The 21,949-nt window shown below is 34.9% G+C and carries 21 protein-coding genes; 10 read left to right on the top strand and 11 right to left on the bottom strand.

Translation table 11 applies throughout. The features are described 5' to 3' along the window. From ABX784_RS08580 to tig, 3 genes are all read left to right on the top strand, one after another. The coding region (locus tag ABX784_RS08580) for a hypothetical protein (RefSeq protein ID WP_372654611.1) at positions 1-768 on the top strand (768 nt) is incomplete at its 5' end. Beyond that, positions 755-1,525 (top strand): tRNA pseudouridine(38-40) synthase TruA, encoded by a 771-nt coding sequence (gene truA, locus ABX784_RS08575; protein ID WP_372654610.1) that lies wholly within the window; start codon positions 755-757, stop codon positions 1,523-1,525. The genes ABX784_RS08580 and truA, both read left to right, overlap by 14 nt. 132 nt (positions 1,526-1,657) lie before the next feature. After that, on the top strand, positions 1,658-2,938 hold the full coding sequence (gene tig, locus ABX784_RS08570; protein WP_372654609.1) for a trigger factor: 1,281 nt from the start codon (positions 1,658-1,660) through the stop codon (positions 2,936-2,938). A 52-nt stretch (positions 2,939-2,990) separates the two neighbouring features. Here the strand turns inward: tig and ABX784_RS08565 are convergent, their stop codons facing one another. From ABX784_RS08565 to hisC, 5 genes are all read right to left on the bottom strand, one after another. Then, entirely contained in the window at positions 2,991-3,179 is a 189-nt protein-coding gene (locus tag ABX784_RS08565; RefSeq protein WP_372654608.1) for a hypothetical protein, read from the bottom strand. A 68-nt stretch (positions 3,180-3,247) separates the two neighbouring features. After that, positions 3,248-3,880 (bottom strand): flavin reductase family protein, encoded by a 633-nt coding sequence (locus tag ABX784_RS08560; RefSeq protein WP_372654607.1) that lies wholly within the window; start codon positions 3,878-3,880, stop codon positions 3,248-3,250. A 14-nt stretch (positions 3,881-3,894) separates the two neighbouring features. After that, positions 3,895-4,983, bottom strand: a complete 1,089-nt coding sequence (locus ABX784_RS08555) for a homogentisate 1,2-dioxygenase (RefSeq protein WP_372654606.1) — start codon at positions 4,981-4,983, stop codon at positions 3,895-3,897. Next, positions 4,970-5,983, bottom strand: coding sequence for a fumarylacetoacetate hydrolase family protein (locus tag ABX784_RS08550; RefSeq protein ID WP_372654605.1), 1,014 nt, complete (start codon positions 5,981-5,983; stop codon positions 4,970-4,972). The genes ABX784_RS08555 and ABX784_RS08550 overlap by 14 nt, the downstream gene beginning before the upstream one ends. A gap of 2 nt (positions 5,984-5,985) precedes the next feature. Next, a complete protein-coding gene (gene hisC / locus ABX784_RS08545) occupies positions 5,986-7,119 on the bottom strand; it encodes a histidinol-phosphate transaminase (RefSeq protein ID WP_372654604.1) in 1,134 nt (377 codons plus the stop codon). Positions 7,120-7,225: 106 nt separating this feature from the next. Between hisC and ABX784_RS08540 the strand changes: the two genes are divergently transcribed. Genes ABX784_RS08540 through ABX784_RS08530 form a run of 3 tightly spaced genes read left to right on the top strand, consistent with a single transcriptional unit; the run spans position 7,226 to position 9,335 of the window. Next, complete coding sequence (locus ABX784_RS08540; RefSeq protein ID WP_372654603.1) at positions 7,226-7,648, top strand: DUF309 domain-containing protein; 423 nt, start codon at positions 7,226-7,228, stop codon at positions 7,646-7,648. Next, positions 7,645-8,364 (top strand): EI24 domain-containing protein, encoded by a 720-nt coding sequence (locus tag ABX784_RS08535; RefSeq protein ID WP_372654602.1) that lies wholly within the window; start codon positions 7,645-7,647, stop codon positions 8,362-8,364. The genes ABX784_RS08540 and ABX784_RS08535 overlap by 4 nt, the downstream gene beginning before the upstream one ends. Further along, entirely contained in the window at positions 8,361-9,335 is a 975-nt protein-coding gene (locus ABX784_RS08530) for a glycosyltransferase family 9 protein (RefSeq protein ID WP_372654601.1), read from the top strand. The genes ABX784_RS08535 and ABX784_RS08530 overlap by 4 nt, the downstream gene beginning before the upstream one ends. Here the strand turns inward: ABX784_RS08530 and ABX784_RS08525 are convergent. Continuing rightward, entirely contained in the window at positions 9,330-12,011 is a 2,682-nt protein-coding gene (locus tag ABX784_RS08525) for a valine--tRNA ligase (protein WP_372654600.1), read from the bottom strand. The two genes, ABX784_RS08530 and ABX784_RS08525, sit on opposite strands and share 6 nt — an antisense overlap. A 181-nt stretch (positions 12,012-12,192) precedes the next feature. Between ABX784_RS08525 and ABX784_RS08520 the strand changes: the two genes are divergently transcribed. Next, on the top strand, positions 12,193-12,951 hold the full coding sequence (locus tag ABX784_RS08520) for a hypothetical protein (RefSeq protein ID WP_372654599.1): 759 nt from the start codon (positions 12,193-12,195) through the stop codon (positions 12,949-12,951). Here the strand turns inward: ABX784_RS08520 and ABX784_RS08515 are convergent. The 4 genes from ABX784_RS08515 to ABX784_RS08500 are packed head-to-tail and all read right to left on the bottom strand — an operon-like array spanning position 12,948 to position 18,903. Next, complete coding sequence (locus ABX784_RS08515; protein ID WP_372654598.1) at positions 12,948-13,907, bottom strand: hypothetical protein; 960 nt, start codon at positions 13,905-13,907, stop codon at positions 12,948-12,950. The genes ABX784_RS08520 and ABX784_RS08515 overlap by 4 nt on opposite strands. Further along, positions 13,904-14,965: a hypothetical protein gene (locus ABX784_RS08510; RefSeq protein WP_372654597.1), complete on the bottom strand. Its 1,062-nt coding sequence runs from the start codon at positions 14,963-14,965 to the stop codon at positions 13,904-13,906. Before ABX784_RS08510 ends, ABX784_RS08515 begins: the two co-directional genes overlap by 4 nt. Beyond that, entirely contained in the window at positions 14,952-16,865 is a 1,914-nt protein-coding gene (locus ABX784_RS08505; protein ID WP_372654596.1) for a hypothetical protein, read from the bottom strand. The genes ABX784_RS08510 and ABX784_RS08505 overlap by 14 nt, the downstream gene beginning before the upstream one ends. A gap of 22 nt (positions 16,866-16,887) precedes the next feature. Continuing rightward, a complete protein-coding gene (locus ABX784_RS08500; RefSeq protein ID WP_372654595.1) occupies positions 16,888-18,903 on the bottom strand; it encodes a heterodisulfide reductase-related iron-sulfur binding cluster in 2,016 nt (671 codons plus the stop codon). Between the two features lie 142 nt (positions 18,904-19,045). On the opposite strand from ABX784_RS08500, the gene ABX784_RS08495 reads away from it, so the two are divergent. After that, positions 19,046-19,570, top strand: coding sequence for a hypothetical protein (locus ABX784_RS08495; RefSeq protein WP_372654594.1), 525 nt, complete (start codon positions 19,046-19,048; stop codon positions 19,568-19,570). Beyond that, a complete protein-coding gene (locus tag ABX784_RS08490) occupies positions 19,563-20,591 on the top strand; it encodes a hypothetical protein (protein ID WP_372654593.1) in 1,029 nt (342 codons plus the stop codon). The genes ABX784_RS08495 and ABX784_RS08490 overlap by 8 nt, the downstream gene beginning before the upstream one ends. Here ABX784_RS08490 and ABX784_RS08485 read toward each other — a convergent pair. Further along, positions 20,588-21,433 carry an Hsp33 family molecular chaperone HslO gene (locus tag ABX784_RS08485; protein WP_372654592.1) on the bottom strand — a complete coding sequence of 282 codons (846 nt, stop codon included), beginning with the start codon at positions 21,431-21,433 and terminating at the stop codon, positions 20,588-20,590. The genes ABX784_RS08490 and ABX784_RS08485 overlap by 4 nt on opposite strands. 81 nt (positions 21,434-21,514) lie before the next feature. Here ABX784_RS08485 and ABX784_RS08480 point away from each other — a divergent pair. Further along, a partial coding sequence (locus ABX784_RS08480; RefSeq protein ID WP_372654591.1) for a hypothetical protein occupies positions 21,515-21,949 on the top strand: 435 nt, incomplete at its 3' end.

The raw sequence follows: 21,949 nt of genomic DNA, 5'->3' as shown, positions 1-21,949 counted from the left end.
TCTCCTTTAGTTCCAGGTGGAAGTAATTATGGAAAGACAGTTTCTGGTAATGGTCTTTCTACTCAATTCAATTCAGGTGCTCCATTTAGTGGGTTGAAGTCTGATGAATACCTCTCTTATACCAATGAAGAGATTCTAGCCAAAATTCGAGATAAGTCTAAATCATCTCTCGCTTTTGAGTTTGTCCAAAATAACTTTGATTATGTGGATACTCGAGGAGTGTATGAGAGAACTTTTAATTCTGACTCTGGAGCTAAGGGTGGCTCTCTTCATATCACAAGAGATAGTTTTCTCTACAAGGGGTATATAAACCTCGGCTACGGTGGTGGAATCGGTGTTGGGTATTCTACAGGAAAAGGTATTTTTGCAGAGGATGGAACGGTTAGTAATACAAGTTTCAATCTTTATTCACTACCTTTAGACCTCAGGCTCTTGATTGAAATACCTGTAGGTCATTTTATGAAGCTATCTTTCGCTGGAGGCCCTAGTGCAATGGGGCTAATTCAAAATAGAAGTGATAGAGATAGTGGAGATAAAGATAAAGAAAAAAAACAAGTTGGATTTGGTTACGCTGCTGAAGGTAAGGTCAAATTTAACTTAAGTTATATGTCTACTGATACTGGCTTTGAGTACTATACGAGCCACGAGGTTAGCTTTATGTCTATAGATTTGATTATGAGAACTCAGAGTTATTCAGGGTTTGGTGATGAGGATATAGAGATAAGTGGTACATCTTATGGGTTAGGTTTTACGTTTGAATTTTTATAAATTAAAGATCAAATATAAAGGAACTCGCTACCAAGGATGGCAAAAACAGACTCATACAGTTATGACTATTCAGGGCCAATTAGAAAAGGCCCTATCAGTTATATCTAAATCTGATGAAATTCATTCAATTGGCTCTGGGAGAACAGACTCTGGAGTGCATGCTCTGTCTCAATATGTTCGAGTGAGAATACCTCTAAAGATTGCTGCAGATTCTTTAGCTAAAGCTTTAAATTCTATATTACCTCCTGATATTGAATGTCTGTCTTGCGTGGACTCTAGTGATGAGTTTCACCCAACCTTTGGTGCAAAAGATAAGACCTATAGGTACATATTTAGTCTAGGTAAGAGAAATGATGCTCTGACTGCTGATATGATAACATTTCTTTCGCGTGATCTAGATATTGATAAAATGAAGTCAGCCTGTAGGGAATTCGTTGGTGAGCATGACTTTGCCGATTTTTTTACAACAGGTACCAAGGTCAGCTCAACAGTTAGAACTATTTTTGAATGTTCAATCTATGAGGAGTCACCATCTGGATTCTTAGGAAGTGTTTATCCCGAGTACCTAGTCTTTGAGGTGAAGGGAAGTGGCTTTTTAAAACAAATGGTTAGACTAATGGTTTCAACTATTTGGAATATTGGTGAGGGAAAGGTCACTGTAGAAGACTTAAGGGCTGCCCTGACTCGGCCTAGTGGAAAGAAGTTGGCCGCCGTTGCTCCAGCTCAGGGTTTATTTCTCTGTGAAGTAAATTACTAAATCCCTTCTATAAACAAGAGCTAAAAGCCTCCTCTAATAGGTCACTTTCATTGACTTTTGGGGTCAATTTCGATATTTTCAGCTGCAATAAATTTAACAAAAATGATGCAACTTGTTGTGCGGGGTAAAGATATGTCTTATACAGTAGAAACGATTAATGATTGTACAAAGAAACTAGTTTTTAATTTTGAAACTTTAGATTTGACTGCAGAAATCAAAAAAGCAGTTAAGCAAAAACAAAAAACAACTTCATTAAAAGGTTTTAGAAAAGGAAAAGCTCCTTTAAGTATGGTTGAGCAAGTTCACGGACCACAAATTGAGTCTGAAGCTCTTAATCAATTTGTTCAAAACCAATTCTTTGATGCTGTTCAAAAAGAAGAATTAAGAATAGTTGGATACCCAACTTTTGAAAATATGAATTATGACGAAGGTAAGTCAGTTAAGTTTGATGCCCTAGTTGAAATTTTTCCTACTGTAGAAGTTAAAGGTCTTGATAAGATTACTGTAGCTAAAGATACAGTTGCTGTATCTGATGAAGATGTTACTGCAATGGAAAAGAATTACCTTGGTTCTAAAGCAGAAATGAAAGAGATCGAAGAAGATGTAAAGCTTGAGACTGGTCACTTTGCAGTTATTAACTTCCAAGGTGAAAAAGAAGATGGTGAAAAGCCTGAGAATATGAAAGGTGAAGAATTTCTTCTTGAAATTGGTTCAGGTCAATTCATTCCAGGTTTTGAAGATAAAATGATTGGTATGAAGAAAGGTGAGAAAAAAGTTATCGAGCTTTCTTTCCCAACTGATTACCACGTTGAAGAGCTTAAAGATGCAAAAGTTAAGTTTGAAACTGAACTGCTTGAAATTAAGCAAAAAATGTTCCCAGAATTTACTGATGAACTAGCAAAAGAATTTGGTTTTGAGTCAGTAGAAGATTTCAAAACTAAAACAAAAGCGAACCTATTTAGCCAAAAAGAAAGAGAAGTTTCTGAGAAGCTACACCAAGAAATCCTTGAAAAGCTAATCGAAGCAAATAAGTTTGATGTTCCAGCTTCTTTAGTTTCTCAACAAGAAGCTAGCCTTAAAGAAGATCTATCAAGAAACCTTAAAGGACAAGGATTCAACGAGCAAATGCTAGGTGAGTACTTTGAAAAATGGGCCGGAGATCTTTCTGAGAAAGCAACTTTCCAAGTTCGTTCAGGTCTTATCCTTGATAACCTTGCTAAGAAATACAATGTTGAAGCTAGTGATTCTGACTTTGATGCAAAGATTGAAGAAATGGCTGCAGGTTCTGGAATGGAAGCTGAGCAAATTAAAAGTTACTACGGTTCTGATGCAAAACTTAAAGGAAACTTAATGTATGCAATTAGAGAAGAGAAAACTTTTGAAAAGATCAAAGAAGAAATTAAAGTAAAATAATTATAAAGAAATTTCTAATTATACTGGGCCCACTTTATTGTGGGCCTTTTTTTTAGAAAATATTTAGCTTATTAAATGCAGAGGCCATTTGCTGAATATACTTAGATGGAGTTTTCATCTTAGCATTGGATTCTCTAGCATTTTTTTCAACAGCATCCATTGTGATTTTAGTTTTAGCAGCTACTGAGCCGGCCTTGTTGATTTCTCTTAATTTTTCTTGTGTCGATTGATTTACTTTCATGCCCTATATATCGGGTGGGACGAAAAAAACTTGAGGAAAAATGTAGGTTATTCCTCAAGTTATTGAAACTAATTTTGAATTTGTGTCTTCATTAATCTTTCACGCTGTATAAGGTGATCGCATAGGATCCAATCATTACCGGCGCCTCTACCAACAGGTTTAAACTTTTCAGTTACAATTCTTCCTGAATCTAGAAGATCTTCACTAATGTGAACCTTAATAACTTCTCCTGTAATAATTTGACCACAACCTGGCTCATCACCATAGCTTAGATGATCTCTATAAATACATTCAAATTGAATTTTACTTTCAAGAATTCTCTTGGCCTTAATCAGCTCTGAATCTAGGGGAGTTAAGCCAGAGAGTTTAAATTCATCCTCTCCATATGGTAGCTCTATAGATGTTGTATTTATTTGATCGATAATCTCTTCACTTACAAAATTAACAACAAACTCTTTCTCTCTAAAAATATTTTTAGGAGTATCTTTCATTTGTCCATTTGAGCTCTTTATCATTGGAGAAAATGCAATGATCATTGGCTTAGCGCTGACTGCTGTAAAAAATGAGAAGGGAGCGACATTATTAGTTCCATTATCATTTACTGTTGAAATAACAGCGATTGGTCTTGGAAGTATAGACCCTATTAGAAATTTATAATTATTTGTGAACTCACCATTCGTATCAAAACTTTTCATTTTCATATTTAATCCTTTGTTTACATCCAACTTTTCCAGTAGTCCTTTACTTCGTTACTTTTAAACCACTCTGTCTGCTCTAATGGATATCTCGTATCAACCATCACAGCATATTCATCAGTATGGGTTTTATCATCTACACTGTTAAATGCTTTAGGGTGAGGTCCGTGATGAATACCTTGTGGGTGAAAAGTTAAGGCACCAGCATCTATATTATCTCTGCTAAAGAATTCACCTTGGTGATAGAAGAGAACTTCATCATAATCAATATTTGAGTGATAAAAAGGAACTCTTAAGACTCCATGTTTAGAATCTTCAAGTGGCCTTTCAACAAATGAGCATACAACAAAGTTTCTACAGACATAAGTCGTATGTCCCGAAGGAGGGATATGGTATTTGTGAGACATCACTGGGCAGATATCATAAATCGAAAGCTTAGAAGGGTATACTGATCCTTTCCATCCCTTTGCATCTAGAGGATTAAATGGGTAAGTTATTGTCGTTATCTTACCGAGCCTTTTTATTTCAACCTTATATTCTTCTAGGTCTTGCTCTGAACCAAGAGCACTTTGTGGAGTCTCAATAACTGTTTGATCATAGAGGGCATTTGGTCCAAGCATTCCTCTGTCTGGTTGTTCAAACTCAGAGTTAGATTCTATTTTAAAAATCTTTGTGGCGCTTTTAACAAATAGTTTATAAGTAGTTCCTCTTGGAATTGTGACATAGTCACCCTTCTTATAAGTAAGGTGGCCATAGATTGTTTCAAAGCACCCTTCTCCGTCATGTATAAAATACAGCTCATCAAAGTCGGCATTTCTAAAAAAACAGTCAAAGCTTACAGTGTAGTGTGCGATACTGATCGTAACGTCATTGTTTAGAAGAATCGGCTGGAAGTAGTTAACTTCTAAGTGATCCCCAAACATTGGCTTTTGACATCTAGGTTTTAGATCGCCCTCAATATTAGTCCAGTTCACTGGAGGATTCTCATGATAGATTTGGCTTACTCTTCCAAAAAAACCTTTCCTACCATGCTCTTCTTCGTAGAGTCCTTCAGGGATTTTTACATGGGCCTGTTTTGAAAATATGCCGCTTGATTTAAAGCTTTCCATTCTTATGTCCTATTTTATTTTTTAGACTTCCAATACCTTCAACAAATAATTCAATTTCATCACCAGGTTGAATCCATTTATCAATCTCTAGACCACAACCGGTACCAACTGTTCCTGACCCAAAGAGATCTCCAGGGAGAACCCATTCATCTTGAGATACATGAGTAATCATTTGGGCAAAAGAGAAATGAGAATCTCCTGACTGTCCTCGAGACCATTCCTGTCCATTAACAGTCGCCGTCATTAGTAGGTCTGGCTCAATATCATCGAACTCATCAATAGTCGTTATCACAGGACCAATAATTGAGCAGAAGTCTTTTCCTTTCGCAGGCCCAAGTCTAATGGCCATTTCTTTCTTTTGAATATCTCTTGCTGAGATGTCATTTAAAATTGTGAATCCAAAGATATGCTTTAAAGCATCCTCTTCCTTGATATTGATTCCCTCTTTTCCAACAACCATCCCAAGCTCTAGTTCGTAGTCTAAGATATTAGTGTAACCAGGCCAGAGAACTTCTTCTTCTGGGCCTATGAATCCATGAGTGGATCCTTTATAGTAAGCAGGTATTTCATACCAAGCTTCTGGAATCGGCTCATTTCTCTTCTCAAAACCTTTTGCAACATGTTTTTCGTGCGCGTAAAAGTCTCTGTAAGTAGCAATCTTATCTAGTGGTTTCGCTAGCGATATACTTTCATCATCAAGCTTGAAAAATGTAGGTGTTCCATCTTTAAGTTTTAGGTCTCCAACAAGTTTTAAAAATTGAAAGAGTCCGTAACTTTCTTGAAGAGCATCAAGAGGATCATCACAGAAGTTTAAAACTTCAAAGAGTGAGCTAGGAAGAGTTCTATCAGCACGTTCATAAGGGTTGAAACGTCCCTCTCTCTCATAGTCACATGCCCATACAAAGTTTGGATCAATAATGATCCCTTCATTCTCGTCTAATATTCCTAGTCTTGTCTTCCCTCCAGGAATTAAATTATTTCTATAATGACAAATTTTCATAATTAAGCTCTCCCAAATAGTTCGTTGTACTTTGGAAGGATTTTTTCCATCGCTTCAAAGTAATGCTGCATTTCTTCCTTGTTTCCAAGGGAAACTCTTACATAGTCAGGCATTTCATTTGCCTTTAAAGGACGAATAATCACACCTTCGTTTAAAAGGTTTTCATACATCCACTCACTTGCTTCAAGTGAACCTGTTTTATAAGTGATAAAGTTTGTGATTGATTTGATTGGATTAAAATCATGTTTCTTCAAAAACTCAAAAGTTTCATCATATCGTTTGGTATTATTTTTTAGTGTTCTATTTAAATGAGGAGTATCACTTAGTGCTCCTCTGGCCCCTAGTTGTCCAATGAGGTTTGGTTCAAAAGGAAGTTTTACTTTACTTAAGTTTGAGATTAATTCATCGTGAGCAAACCCGTAACCAACTCTAATACCTGAAAGACCATAGGCCTTAGAGAACGTTCTTAAAGTAATGACATTGTCGTAACGGTAATCCATAGAATCAGGATAATCATCACAGTGTTGAGCAAATTCGAAGTATGCTTCATCTAAAAGAACAATGACATGGTCTGGAACATATTCCATAAGGTAATCAAATTCTTTTTTGGTAATATAAGTTCCAGTAGGGTTGTTTGGATTGGCAATATAGATGGCCTTCGTTTTATCTGTAATTGACTTTGCAAGTGCCTCTACATCAAAACGGTAGTCACTAGTAAGAGGTACTTTCTTTAAATTTGCACCGACACTTCTAGCTAAAATATAAAACCCTATAAAAGTATTATCACATGTTAATACTTCATCTCCTGGTTGAAGGAATGCCCTTGCAATATAGGCCATAATACCTTCACTTCCATTTCCTAGAATTATATTTCCTGGTTTTAGGTTATAGAGATCACATAGAGATTTCTTTAATTGGTATGCATGCATGTCTGGATATCTATGCAGCTCCCAAAGACCCCCAGTCATTTCTTTAATAGCAAAAGGAGATGGACCTAGAGGGTTTTCATTACTCGCTAACTTTGAAATCTTTTTAAGACCTTTCTCTCTAGCAACCTCATCAATTGGCTTTCCTGCTTGATATACTTTTAAGTCTTTTAAATAGTCAGGAACTAAAGTTCTTCCTAGCTTTTCCATTGGGTCTCCTTAATTAATGCATATATAATTATTTATCATTTCTTAGGCCTTTTGTGTTCATGAAATTCACCTTGTAACAAATGAGTATGCTTTTTATAATGATTGAATGGAAACAAAGTATTATTACGGACAATTTACCGAAGAGCACCTTAACTTACTGAAAACAGGAATATCTCTTTATAATGAAGATAAGTTTTGGGAGTGCCATGAGGAGATAGAAGACCTCTGGCTTGCTGATTACGGTGACGATGCGCGCTATGTCTATTGGGTAGTCATCCAAGTGGCCACCTCTCTCTATCACTATTTAGATGGTAACTTAAATGGCGCAGAGGGAATGATCCGCAAGGCAAAGAGAAAGCTAGATATATGCGAGAAAAAGAATGTAGAGACCGAGCTTCTTTATAAGTATCTGAGCTGGGAAAAATTTAAGAAAATAATTAGAAAAATTCCTGAAAAGAGTACCATTGATGATTATAATGAACTCTATTCATTTAAATTTAAAAATCCAAATCATTGGGAAAAACTATGACTAGACCAGTTAAAGCAATACATAAGTCTTTAAGCTTATTAAAAGAAGACAAGGTAATCCTTCTACTCTCATTTATCCCCGTGCTAATCGGTATTATAGCTTACTACTATATTGGTAACCTTTTCTATGTTGATCTCTTAGATTGGGGAAAGAATCTAGTTGCTGAAAAAGTTGGAAATAGTGAATGGCTCAGCTATGTCGCATGGATATTTACGGCCATTTTAACAGTCATTCTATACTTCTTAGTGAGCTGGACATTTGTTTTATTTGTTTCAATTATCTCATCACCATTTAATGACATTATATCTGGGAGAGTAGAAAAGAGATTACTTGGTGAAGTATCTCCCGATTTTAATACTGAGAAATTCTTTAAACGAATTCTCACTGTATTAGTGAATGAATCAAAGAAGATTTCTTTCATTCTTGTCTTGTCGGTTCTCTCATTTATTTTAGGCCTATTCTTTCCTCCAATTGCGTTTTGTGTTTCAGCGTTATTGTTAGCAATTTCATTTCTTGATTACTCGTGGTCAAGAAAAGAGCTAAGTTTTAGTGAATGTATAAATAGCTTAAGAAAGTCCTTTTTAACATATTTGTTAACTGGGTGTGTTTTTATGGGGTTAATCTCTATGCCAATTCTGAATCTATTTATTCTACCTTTTGCTGTTATCTATTACTCTGTACTTTTTTATAGTAAAGAAAATGAGCTCAAAATTTGAAAACGAAATTTTTAATTCAAGGTCCAAGAGATAGAGACAAGGTTGTTTCTTTATTTCCTTTTTTTATTAAATTGAATGAGCTTTTTCCAGACGCAGAAGTGAATGTCATAATTGATAAGGGACTTGAGGACGTCTTGGAACTTCTTCCGCACAAGGTTAGAATTTATCCTCTTCCTGCAGATTTAAATACAATTGTAGGGATTCACAAGTTTGCAGTAAACGTCACTGATGTATTTAATATTGATCACTTCTTCGATTTCTCATTTGATTATAAAGGAGCACTAACGGGATTTTGCTTTAGAGCAAAGAATAGAGTTGGTGAAAACTCTGGGGGAAAACGTCTCTTATATACTAAGAAGATGGATATTGCCGCTAGCTCGGCAGCACTTGATTCAATCTCTATAAACTATTTAAATACAGTATTAGATAAAGAGATGAATGATTTCTTCTATAAGTTACCTGAGTCTGAAGATAATCAAGCCGAGAGTAATGTTCATCAATTATTTGAGACAGAAAAGCCAAACTTCTTCTTACTAAAAAATACAGATAAAGACTTTGAACTATGGAAAGAGTTCTTACTCCTAATGGAGAGTGGAATTGCAGTTATTTGGGATATGAAGAATCTTAGTCTTTGGCAAGAATTTAAATCTGATGAAAATCTAAAAGTAGAACTAATTATACAAGGTGAAGTGGAAGGACAGAGCTTTCTTCCTGAATTAATTAAGAAATCTGAATATGTGATCACTGATGATAAGTCTTTAGCTCATGCTTGTATATTCTTTGAGAAAAGGGCCTTCTTGTTCTCTGAAGATAGCTATACGAGAATTCATTCAAATTATTTTTCAAGTGTAGAGGATCTTATCATTACAGAAGATAATGATGTTGTTGAAATATTTAAAGATGGAAAGAAGAAAGAGATTAGAGTCATGGACGAAGTGTTAGACCTCATCCATGACGTTATGAAATTATGATTTAAAATTTTCTAAATTTTCTACAATTGAAGACTTTTTTTCTGTTAAGTCTTTATGTTCTTCCTTAACTTTTGCAATAACTTCATCTTTTGCATTAGAAATAAACTTTTCGTTAGATAGCTTTTTATCAAGCTTCTCTATTTCTTTTTCTGTTTTTAAAAGATCTTTTTCAAGCTTTTTAATTTGCTCTGTTAAGTCAATCGATCCATCTAGTGGGATGAATACTTCTGTATGCGTTGTTGCCTTCATTACAGACTTTGTTGGCTTCTGTGCATTTTTATCTTGTACTGTTAATGATTTTACTTTTGCAAGATCTGCAAATCCTTTCTCTGTACTTTTAAAGAACTCTAGTAGATCAGCTTGATCTGTAAATAAAGAGGCACTTATCTCTTCTTTTGGTTTTAGGTTCAGAGAAGATCGTAAGTTTCTAAGTGAAGTTACAACTTCGATAAACTTATTCATCATGTCTTGATCTTTATCAAATGATAAACTCTTATCAAACTCAGGGTAGTCCTGGATAATGAGTAAGTCTTCGTCCTTATCTTTTAGATGACTCCAAAGCTCTTCAGTTATAAATGGTGTAATAGGGTGTAGTAGAGTCACAATTTGTCTATAAGAGTACTTAAGAACTGACGCTCTTCTAATCATTGCAGCTTCATCATCTCCATGAAGTACATTTTTTGAAAGCTCAATAAACCAAGAACAAAACTTATCGTAAACAAATCCATAGATCGCCGAACAAGAGTCATCAAATCTATATTCTTCCATAGAGTCATTCATAATCTTAGTTACTTCATTTAGCTCAGATAGGATCCACTTCTCCTGCTGGTCTAAGTCTGTAGGTAGAGTTGATTCACCTTTTTCTAAAAATGGAGAGATAAATCTAAATGCATTCCAAATTTTATTAATGAAGTTTCTATACCCACTAATTCTTTCAGGATCTAGGTTTAAACCTCTATTGTAACCAGAACCTGCTGCCAGTGTGAATCTAAAAGCATCAGCTCCATACTCCTCAACAGTCTCTAATGGATCTAGACCATTACCTAGAGACTTACTCATCTTTCTGCCAAGTTTATCTCTAACTAATGCATGAATATAAATATCACTAAATGGTTTCTCTCCAGTAACTTTCTTAGACATCATCATCATTCTAGCAACCCAGAAGAATATAATATCAAAACCAGTAACTAGGCATGAAGTAGGGAAGAACTTATCGTACCCTCTCTCCTGCATTCTCTCTTTATTTGGCCAACCAAGTGTCGTCATAGGCCATAGTCCAGATGAGAACCATGTATCTAGTACATCAGGGTCCTGAGTAATATTATCGCTATTACATTTTGAACAGCTAGTCTCATCAGTTTCACTGGCCCACTGGTGTGAACAATCACCACAGTTAAATACTGGAATTTGATGACCCCACCATAACTGGCGTGAAAGACACCAGTTTCTTGGCTCTTTTAACCATGAGTAGTAAGTGTTTTCCCACTGCTTTGGAAAGAATTTAGTATCTCCATTTTGAACCAACTCAAGAGCTTCTCTAGACATGTCTTGAACATCTAGAAACCATTGTTTAGAAACCATTGGTTCAATAACAGACTTTGATCTATCTCCATGACCTACTTGGTGAACATGCTCAATCTCTTTTACATAAGCACCGATCTCTTTAAGTTTTTCAACCACAAGCTTTCTGGCCTTCTTAGTTGTCAGACCTTTAAACTCACCAGTTGTCTCACTAAGTGTTCCGTCTTTATTTAAGATATTGATAATTTCTAAGTTATGTCTTTTTCCAATTTCAAAGTCATTGAAGTCATGGCCAGGAGTTACTTTTAAACAACCAGTTCCTTTTTCAATATCTACATACTCGTCACCAAGAATAGGAACTTCTCTATTAGAGATTGGAACGATTGCCGTTTTTCCAATTAAGTGAGCAAATCTTTCATCATTAGGGTTTACTGCTACAGCTGTATCTCCTAAGAGTGTCTCAGGTCTTGTTGTCGCAATTTCTAATTTTATATCACTGTCTTTTACTGCGTAGTTAATATGGTAAAAGGCACCCTTGACTTCTTTGTGCTCAACTTCAGCGTCAGAGATCGCAGATTGAAGGACCGTGTCCCAGTTGATGATGTAGTCAGATTGATAGATTAGTTTTTCGTTATAAAGTGTTACGAATACTTTTCTGACGGCTTCGTTTGCCTCTGGATCCATTGTGAACATGGAATAGTCCCAGTCTGGTGACGCACCCATTGTCTTTTGCTGTTGAGCGATAATTCCGCCGTATTCATCCTTCCATTTCCAAATCTTTTTAAGAAAATCTTCACGAGAAAAGTCGTGTCTAGTTTTTCCCTCTTCAGCTTGTACTTGTTTTTCTACTACTGATTGAGTGGCAATACCTGCATGATCCATTCCTGGAAGCCATAGAGATTCAAATCCCTTCATTCTTTTCCATCTAATTAGGGTGTCTTGATTTGTTACATCTAGAGCGTGCCCAGCATGAAGCCTTCCTGTGACATTAGGTGGTGGCATTATTATACAGTAGCTCTCTCCAGTTTTTCCTGGTCTTGGCTTAAAGTATTTCCCATCTTCCCAGGTCTTATACCACTTGTTCTCAACTTCGTTTGGTGAATAAGTGGTAGAAATATTGCTTGTTTCATCAGCAGACATAATTAGACTTCCCATTAGTAAATTTACTCTTAAAAATGCTGAAACTATAACATAAGAGGTACGCTAGAGAAATCATTTGCTAGGCAAAGTAGCCAAGAATAGTACACGTCGCTATGCGTTCTTTATTGTGGAAAGAAAACTCCATATAAATAGATAATAGCTATATAATAAAGAATAAAAAAATTAAGGAGTTAGAGTGAAAATATTTATAAGATTTGTCGCCATTTACTGTTTATTCTCTCAAATGGCCCTCTCGTATGAGTGGTCTAGTACTTCATTAAGTTATTTAAATGGATCAAATTTTGAGCTAGGTGACAATAATCGAATTGAATACACGTTTGAGCATGCTGGGGGTTGGGAGTATGGAGATAACTTTTTTTGGTTTGATGTGACTGATCCTCAGTCATCTGATGATTCAAGTAAGACTGCTATCTATGGAGAGTGGTCTCCAAGACTTAGTTTTGGAAAAATATTTAATTTCTATAGTAATGAACGATTCGTTAAAGACGTCTTGTTAAGTACAACGTTTGAGCATGGAAAAAGCTCTGTAGCGACGAGATCAAGACTAATTGGTGCAGGGGTTGATTTAAATATCCCTCTCTTTAAATTTTTTCAAGTAAATCTATACCTAAGAGACAATCTCGATTCTAAGGGTACAAGTTTACAGACAACAATTGCTTATAACCTTCCTCTAGATATTTCAAAGAAACTCTCTCTCTACTATAGCGCTTATATTGATATTGTTTTCAATAGTGAGGGGAGTAGATCTGATAATTCATATGTCACCTCTCATTGGCATACAGGACAACAGTTAGCTTATGATGTTGGAAAAGCTTATGGTCATGCTGATATTGCATACCTAGGAATGGAGTATCAGTACTGGAGTCGAAAGTATGGAATAGAGGGTGCTCCAGTAGAGAATAATTTAAAGTTACTAGTTAAGTGGATGTTTTAAATATCTAATAACCAGTCATTCACTGGCTCTGGAAGTGTTTCTGGCTTTGTATACTTCGGATCTGGTTTAGGGAAGAGGTCTTCTTTTTTTACTTTAAGAGGAGTCATATCGTCTTCTGGAACCCAATCATTTGATGGTTCTGGCAAGTTGGGTATTTCGGTATTATTTTCGTCCTTAGTTGGAAAGAGTTTTATATTTCCTAGAACATCATCAATTTTTTTGAGCGTAGACTCTTGATTTGTTAATTCTCTTGAGTATTTAAACATTTTTAAGTTGTCTAGGTTTGAGAGCATAGGCATTTTTTCAAAGCTAGTTGTTTGGTAAATTGTTTTAGAAAGAAATGCTAGTCTATTTATTGTTTTAAAATGCAAAGGCCTTAAGAGAAGGTTTATTTCTTCAGCCGTGGAAAGCTTAAAAGTCCTAACCCATGGGATTAAAAGTGTGATTTTCTTATCTAGTTTTAATAACTCAATATTTTGTAATCTTTTACTCTGCGCCTTTTGAGTTAAGTATGTTTGATAATATTTATATTTTATAATAATTTTTAAATCTTTAATTACCGCCTTTAGGATCCAGCGAGGGAAAGGGTGTAAATCATTGCTGGAATCTTTGGCTATCTCTGTAAGTTCATTGATTGTTTTTTGGTCAATTCTTAACGGTCTATATTCAGAAGTATTGAAATAAGATAATACCGTTTTATAGATCTCCATTTTAGATAGAATGAAGAGTTCTCTTTTTGGGATTTTACTGAAGAATGTATCACTTATAACAATACTTGTAAGTAGCTCATCTTTATCTTCTCTACTTAAAGGGTAGTGATTAATTGAATTGATTAGGATTCTGTATTCACTAGGCATATCTGTAATATTTAAGTTGATTTTACCTTTGTAAGCATCTCTAAAGTCAGTTGCTAGAGTGCTTGATATGAAAAATAATAAAACAGTTAGAATTCTCATTTGGCACCCTTGTTCTTGTTTAAGAGTGAGTCATTTGTTTTTTGTACTTTTTCGGGATTCATTAAATAGAATTTTCCATGATAGGGAAGGATTAATCTATCATCCATATTAATAATAGAGCTGACCCATTTAAAGTTACTCAATGTACTTACTTTTTTAGTTTTAGGGTCTAGAGAGGCTGCCTCGTAGCTTTCTTCTCCATTTATTCCTTTAGTATTTTGAATAAAGTAAATATTATCATCTGAGCTGTTACATATGATTGATCCTCTATCATTGTACTTACTATCGTAAATGATACTTCCCTTTGATATTTGAAAGTTCTTTCGAGAGTATTGAGTGATTGACGAATATTTTGAGACAGATCTTATTCCAAATGAGCCAATATAGAGTTTTTCTTTGTGTGTGCACAGTTCATATTTTGAGTATTCATTTTCAGCTTTAAGTAGGAGATCACTCTTTCCTGTATTTCGATTAAATTCAATAAGTCCTGAAATTGCATTTCCGTTTAAGTCTGTGAATAATACAGACTTATCATTAAGCATTACTCTTTGAGGTATAAAGTAGGGGTTTTTAGTATTTTGTAGCTTTATTTCAAAAGAAGATCCAAGGTTTCTTAGTCCTATAAAACTTATAATCATTTTATATGGATTGAAAAAAGATACCCAGGAATCATTTAAGTGTAGACGGGCATCTACGCCTTCTCCTATTTTTCGAATTTTTTTCTCACCATAGTTTGAAATGTATATATTATTTAATTTTCTTATACTCAGATAGGTGTGAAAGTTTTCATTTTGCTCAATAAGTTGAAACTTTTGACTTGGGCTTGAAGTGACCTTGTATTGTGAGCCTTCTTTTCCTTTTAATACTTCTTCTACATTGTAGTTCGTAGATAGAAGTAAGCTCCCAGATCTTCTTTGATAATAAGAGAATTTACCATCTTTAGAGATGAATCTAAGATTGTTAGTTGCTTGTTTGGTCGAAATCTCAGGTAATTTTACCTCAGCACTTACACTTGTAATAAGTAGAAAGAATAGAACAATATACTTACTTAATACCATAAAGAGTCCATGTTTCTAGAGGGTGAAGTTCTTTATAGTTTGCAACAGCATTGAAAATCATATTCCAAGCTATATTTCTTGGTGTATGAATATCTGATATTGCTCCTCTAAATACTAAAGTCGTTTTATCTTTATCCTGTATGATGCCATCAATAATGAAGGGAACAGGTTTACATTCATTCATTGATATTCTTTGAAAAATATTTGGATATAAGTCTTCTGCGCAACCAATACCGTGGATAATACCTGTCTTTGTATTTTGAAAGAAGAACTTTAGAGCAGTCAGGTTTCGTATTAATTTAGATTCTTTCTTTAGAGAATCGTTGATTAGATTGGAAGTAGCATATTTCTCATTAGAGAATGAAGTTGGGAAATAGTCATATAATACTTTGCCTTCATATAATAAGTAATCAATTAGTTTCGTTTCAAAGTAAATATTTTTTGGACAATGAATAGATGTACAATTACTTGGATCATATACAATATGACAGCCTGTCTTGTAACCAAGCCTGTTTGGGTTATAGATATTCGAGTTGACCAATTTACACTTAACATCAAAAGGAGTCCTCTCTGTTTTCTTTATTATTTTAGAGATAACTAGGTCTTCAGATAGGTTAGTGTTTCTTGATGCTCCTGGAACATATGGATAGCACTCTTTTAGTTCTGTTGCTAAGTTTTTAAAGCAAATTTTCAGAGGCCATCCATTTGAGTTGTTAGCTTTAATATTTAAGTTTGCAAAAGTTAGATTAGCCTCAGAAGCACATGTGAATTCAGTTGATGAGTACTCAGATTTCCTAAAGTGACTTAGGAGTCTATGAGTATTTACTATTCCTTCATTGTCTACTGATCCAGGGCAGTCGTGGTATTTTGTTACTAATTGAGAATTGTTATAAGAGTCCGATAGGTCATTACAATTTTCTAGTGGATAGGTTGAAAGATGATTCTTATTACCGTTTGATAGACAGTATTTTGGCTCATTTTTAAACTTTAAGGCACATTTTCTTAAATCATTCTTAGTAATATTCTTTTTTCCTAAGACATTTTTACACTTAAACTTTAAAAGATAATCAGGCTTCTCTCCTGTTGCAACTTGTGACCATATATCTTTTGCTAAGTATTTATCACAAAAGTTTTTCTGATTATCGATATTTTCACAAAGATTTTTGAGGTAAGTTCTTTGGAAGTAAGGTACTTGAGGAATAAGTCTTTCTGCCGTATTGATTCTTGATTGAAGAACGGATCTTCTATTTCTCTGTATTGTACTCAGAGCTGGAAGGATAGTCTTAGCTTTCTCTCCTCGGCTTATCGTTTCATGTAATCCACAAAGAAAGGGAGTGTTTGGATTTTTTTGCCAGTCATTTAAAATTTGAATACATTGATTCTCTGTTGTTGGAGTTAGAAGATTTATATTCTTCATCGTCTTAGAAAGATTAGGTGTTTCAAATAGCTTACCGAGCTCTTTATTGTTAATACATTTCTTTTTAAAATATAATTCTAAAAAATTACTTCTAGTTAAAAGTGCTCGTTTTCTTTCATTATCTTTATCAATGTAATTTACAATAACTCTATTCACTAGACCTCTTGAGGTCTTAATTAAATTATTTTGAAAGAGTGAAATAAGTCTACATTCATCTTTTTGATCTTTTAGAAAATTTAAATATCTGTTTTCACTATTTAGGAGAAGGGACTTTACAAAGAAGGGATCAAGTTTAATCTCTTTAACTTGATTATCGTCTGTAATAAGTAAACTCTTGGTCTCGGCTTCTTTTATAAGAGCTGAGTACTGAGTTTTTTCAATGTCTATTATTTCTAGTAAAGACTCTATAATACCAGGAGTTGTTTCAATCTTAGCTTCTAGGTCTTCTTGTGAGTAAGTAGGAAATATATAAGCCTGGGACATAAGCCCCAGGCAAAGAATTATTTTATAAAACTGTTTTTGCCAAAATTGAGGCAACATCTTCGATTTCAACTGCATCAGTATTAGTCTTCTCATTCTTTGATGAGTGAAAGTTAATCATGCAATATGAACAAGCCGTCGCTAGTTTTGGAGCTTTTGTTTCTCCAATTTGCTCAAGCCTCTTCTCAGCAAGGTGACCACCTTCTGGAAGCTCATACCACATGTTTCCACCACCCATTCCACAGCACATTGCCTTATCTTTATTCATCTCCATTTCTTTAATACTTGCTCCTGAAGCTTTAAGTATTTCTCTTGGAGCATTGTATTCGCCATGATGACGACCTAAATAACAAGGATCGTGGAATGTAAGCTCTTCATTAAGCTTTTTCTCTGGTTTTAGTTTACCACTTCTGATCAATTCCGCCAGTAATTCAGTGTGGTGAACTGTTTCAAATTCACCATCGTCGAACTTTCCATACTCTTTTCCAATTGTATGAAGACAGTGAGGACAATGAGTAACGACTTTATCAAAATCATACTGGTTCATATTGGCGATGTTCTCAATTGCAATTTCGTAGAATGAATACTCATCACCAAATCTTCTTATTGGGTCACCATTACATTTTTCAGTTTTCCCCATTACTGCGAAACTAACTCCTGCTTTTGTAAGAAGCTTTACAGTATCTTGAACAACTTTTTGATTATTAGCATCATAAGATCCAGCACAACCAACATAGTATAAGAAATCAACTTTCTTACCGGCTTCTATGACTGGAACATCCATTCCATCTGCCCAGTTGAACCTATCATCTTGTGTGATTCCCCATGGGTTTCCGTTGTTTCTAACTTTATTTACAGCGTCAGCAGCAGCTGGTGGAATATCACCTAGAGTAAGAGTTTTATATCTCTTAGCTTCCATAATGATGTCTACGTGCTCAATATTTGCTGGACACTCTTCCATACAAGCACCACAAGTTGTACATGCATCTAGCTCATTAGAGGCGTATAGTGGGTTCTCCCAGATATCTGCGTCTTTTTCACCCTTGGCCTCAACTTCTTGAACAAAATCTCTGGCCTTCGTGATGATTGTTTTTGGATTTAGATTCTTGCCTGCATTTAGGGCAGGACAAACATTTGTACACCTTCCACACTCAACACAAGTTAGTAAGTCTAATCTATTTTTTGCTGTTAATTCTGATAGCCTACCTAGACCAAATGTTTCAGCAGTCTCGTCCTCAAAGTCCATTGGCTCTAAGACGGCTCCTCTTCTTGGTGGAGTAACGAGAGCTTGAAAAGGTAATAAGAAAATATGGGCAAACTTTGAATGACCAATACTTGCAATAAATGCCATTGTATTTGCCATGTGTAGGAACCAAAGAACTCTATACGTTGTAGCAAGTGCTCCATCACCAATATTAAATGTTTGGAATAGGCTCGCTAAACACCAACCAATTGGTGCCCAAGTTCTTTCACCTTCTGGCATTCCTGTTCCAAGAATTCTTATCCCTTCAATTAAGTAACCAATGATTACAAGAGCTGAAAGCATACCGTACATGAATAATTCTTGTTTTGGCTTTGTTGACGAAAGATATTCTGGTTTATTTATATATCTTCTCTTAAATGCCATTGCGATACCTGCTAGAACCATTAGTCCTGCGAAGTCGGCAGCAAAAGAAACTACAATATATAGTGGCCCTTTAAATATTTTAAAAGGAGTATCATAATGAATGGCAACTAAGTCGGTAGCAATCCATAGAATAAAGAATCCCCAAAAGATCAGTCCGTGAAAGATTTTAACATCTTTAGATCTAGGAACTTTTCCTGTTAATAATGCTGTCTTAAAGAATGCGCCCCAGTTTAGTTTTTCTGGAAGTAATTTCTTTAGCCCCTTAAAACCTTCGCCAGCAGTGACAAATAACATCTTGTCATAAAACCCTTTGGCCATGTAGGCGAGACTTGCAAAAAATAAAACATACATCGCCGTTTTAAATGACGGGGGGATGTTCCACAGAATTTCGCGTGTTGCCATAGTTGCGTCCATAACTCTTCTCCTAGAGTGATTAAGCTAATCAATTTTCTTTTCAGTTTCCTAAATAGAATAGTTGATTTAGGGTAATAAATGAATGAGAAATTTTAGGTACATAGGCCATTTCGATAAATATGGCGGGCTGTAGGGATAAAAGTTGATTAAAACACTATTAGAATCCAAGATCATAAGTATTAATATAGTATTATTATTGTTTTTTTCAATCAAACTATTCCTAAAAAACAAAAATTGGAAAGAATATAGACAGCTTGAGTATCTGACTCTTCTACTCTTTTTGATCGTTCCTCTTCTTAACTTAGACCCTAATGTTGCGTTGAACCTTTCTGTCACGTCATTGGGTGGATTTATTGCTTACTTAGTCTATCCACAATTGATTGCTCAGTTAGATGATAATTCACTCAAACAGAAAAAGAGAGCAATTAAGAAAATACCATTTTTATTTATAGTAATATTTTTTACTCTTTCAAATCACGTAGAGCCACTATACGTATACACTCTAGCTGGGCTTTCGATTTTATTTCTTAAAAGGAGTTTAGCGAGTGCGTTTTTTTCCTGGCCATTGCTTCTATCGGGTTTTTTTGAAAACTCCGCTATAATGGTAGCTCTAGTTACCATTTCTTTTGCTATGGGAATTTACTTATTTGAGGATAAGAATGCTTAAAAATATTATTGTTACTTTATTTATGCTTATTGTCGCTTCTTGCTCTAAGGTTGAAACGATAGGATTGAAAACACACCATTTTAATTCAAAGCCTAAGAGAATTATCTGGATTCAAGTTGCAGGTCTTACTGAAGAGCATTTTGCGTTATCCAAATTCACTCGCTCTGTTGTCGAAGAGAAGACTTCATTTGAAAAGTCGGCCTGTATGGGAAAAATGTGGAACTTTAACCTATATGAGCTGAGACCAAATTCAACAGAAGGATTTCTTTCCCAGTCATTTGGAACAAAGAATATTTCGGGTCAGTGTAGTGACTATGAGAACCAGCCGCTATGGGAGTATTTTCACAATATAGGGTTTAAAGTTAGCGCTCTTGAAAATGGTGTAAGCGATAAACAGTCACTAGTTAATGCGTGGAAATGTAAGTCAGAAAAAAATAAAATCTCAGAAAAAATGAGTCTTTGGAAAATGACTGATACTTCTAATGAATCAGCAAAAAGGTTTCATTTTCAAGAGAAAATGGACTTTATAGATGGGGAAGTTCTCTACGATAGAAGCTGTAAGGCCGGAATATGTTACGCCACTCTTTATAATAATGCTGTTGAAATGCATAAGAATCTTATGAAAAGCTCTATTCGAAGTATGTTGATAGTAAGAGATTTTAGTCTTGAAAACTCAATACAAAGAAAAGATATAGAAAACTTGAGAGAGAGAGTTGGAAGTATTGAGAAGCTTTATGGATACTTTTTAAATGAGGCCAGTAAAAATAGAGAAACACTAGTCGTTCTCACTGGTTCTGGTGGTCGAAATATTGAACTACCTAGAAGAGGAAAGCAGTGGGAGAGTTTTGATCAAAAGGGAAGCTATGTGCTCTATAAGAGAAACTCTCTAATGTCTCCTGTCCTGTCAGATGGAGCAGGAGCTGAGAATTTCTGTGGCCTATTTGATGAAAGTGAAATCTTCAAGAGATTTTTATGGTCTCCTGAAGAACAAAAGATACCTCTAGATTATATAAAGCTCTAGAGAGCGCTGTTTATTACCTCGTCCTTTGTGATGAGGTAGTAGGTTTTACAGTAGTCACATTTAGCCTCTAGCTCATCTTTACTTTCAAAAACATCATCAATCCCAGATGACATACAAAGAGAAGAGATAGATTGAACCATTCTTTCTCTCGAACAATTACACTTAAACTCAACAAGCTTACTACCTAGGAAAGTGTGCCCAAGATCTTCAAAATGTTTTTGAATAACTTCTTGTTTAGTTGTTGATTGAGAAAATAAATCTTGAATGTGTTTTTGTGATTTTATCCAATATTCTTTGGGAGTAAGTTGAGTTGTTTCAACTTCTTCTTTATTTACGTTTGATTTAGGTAGTTGTTGAATCATCACACTCTGGTCTGAATCTTCACTTATGTAAATATCGGCCTTAAGCTGGTAAGAGTCTTTAAGAATCTTGTTCACAACCTCATGAAATCCAATATTATTTAACTCTATGACGGAAGTGTAGGGAGAAGGGTTGTTAGGAAAAACCTTAGAAAGCCTACAAGTACCTGTTATTTTGTCTGGGAAAGAATTAAAATTTTCTGGCATAAGAAGAGTTCTCATTCTTCCTGCAAAATTCATTTCAATTTTTAATTTAAAATAAGGATCGGCCGAGTCAATAAAGAGACCAAGACCCTCACCAGACTTAAGTGTCGAAATTAAATTTTGTGCAGTAAGTATAGAATCTCTAAAGTAAGCAAATCCTTTAGATTTAACATCATGAATAATTGCGAGGTCATGAATAAGCTTCTGTCCATCAAGGAAGTGAACTGTGAAGTTATTTTCGGAATCTAAAAAACTATATAATCTACTGTCATCTATCATTATGCTTTTAACCTTTTTTTGCTATGATTACTTCTCAAATCTTTAACACGATGAGACTTGTTGTGTCATGGGGAAAATCTTGTGCTGAGCGTATATTTATATAAAAAATCTAGTGAAATTTATAACTTCGACTTCTTGGAAAATTCTGAAGAAAAAGTTGTAGTGATCTGTCCCCATCCTATGGCCGCGGATTCATTGCGATCTAAAATTTCGGACCCTTCTCGCGCTGAAGTGATAACAATTTCAAAGTTCTCCTCAGATCTTTTGAAGGAAATAGATAGTGAAATTGTTTTAAAAAGAAAAGCTGACCTACTTGGACAACTTGCAACTATTTGGAAGAAGAAGTTAAGCGACTTTGCTGCAGACTCCTTCTTCGATAGCTTTAATTTATTTACGGAGCTGCGTGGGTACACTCTGGATTTTGAAATGATCAAAGAGGTTCTACCTTTTTATGATGAGGCCATTCAAAAGAGTTTACCAATATACTGGATGTATTTTGAGCAACTTGGAATTATT

It is taken from the genome of Halobacteriovorax sp. (assembly GCF_041587335.1).
Classification (GTDB): domain Bacteria; phylum Bdellovibrionota; class Bacteriovoracia; order Bacteriovoracales; family Bacteriovoracaceae; genus Halobacteriovorax.
The sequence above is the reverse complement of the archived record's forward strand: the minus strand, read 5'-3'. Positions and strand labels throughout refer to the sequence as shown.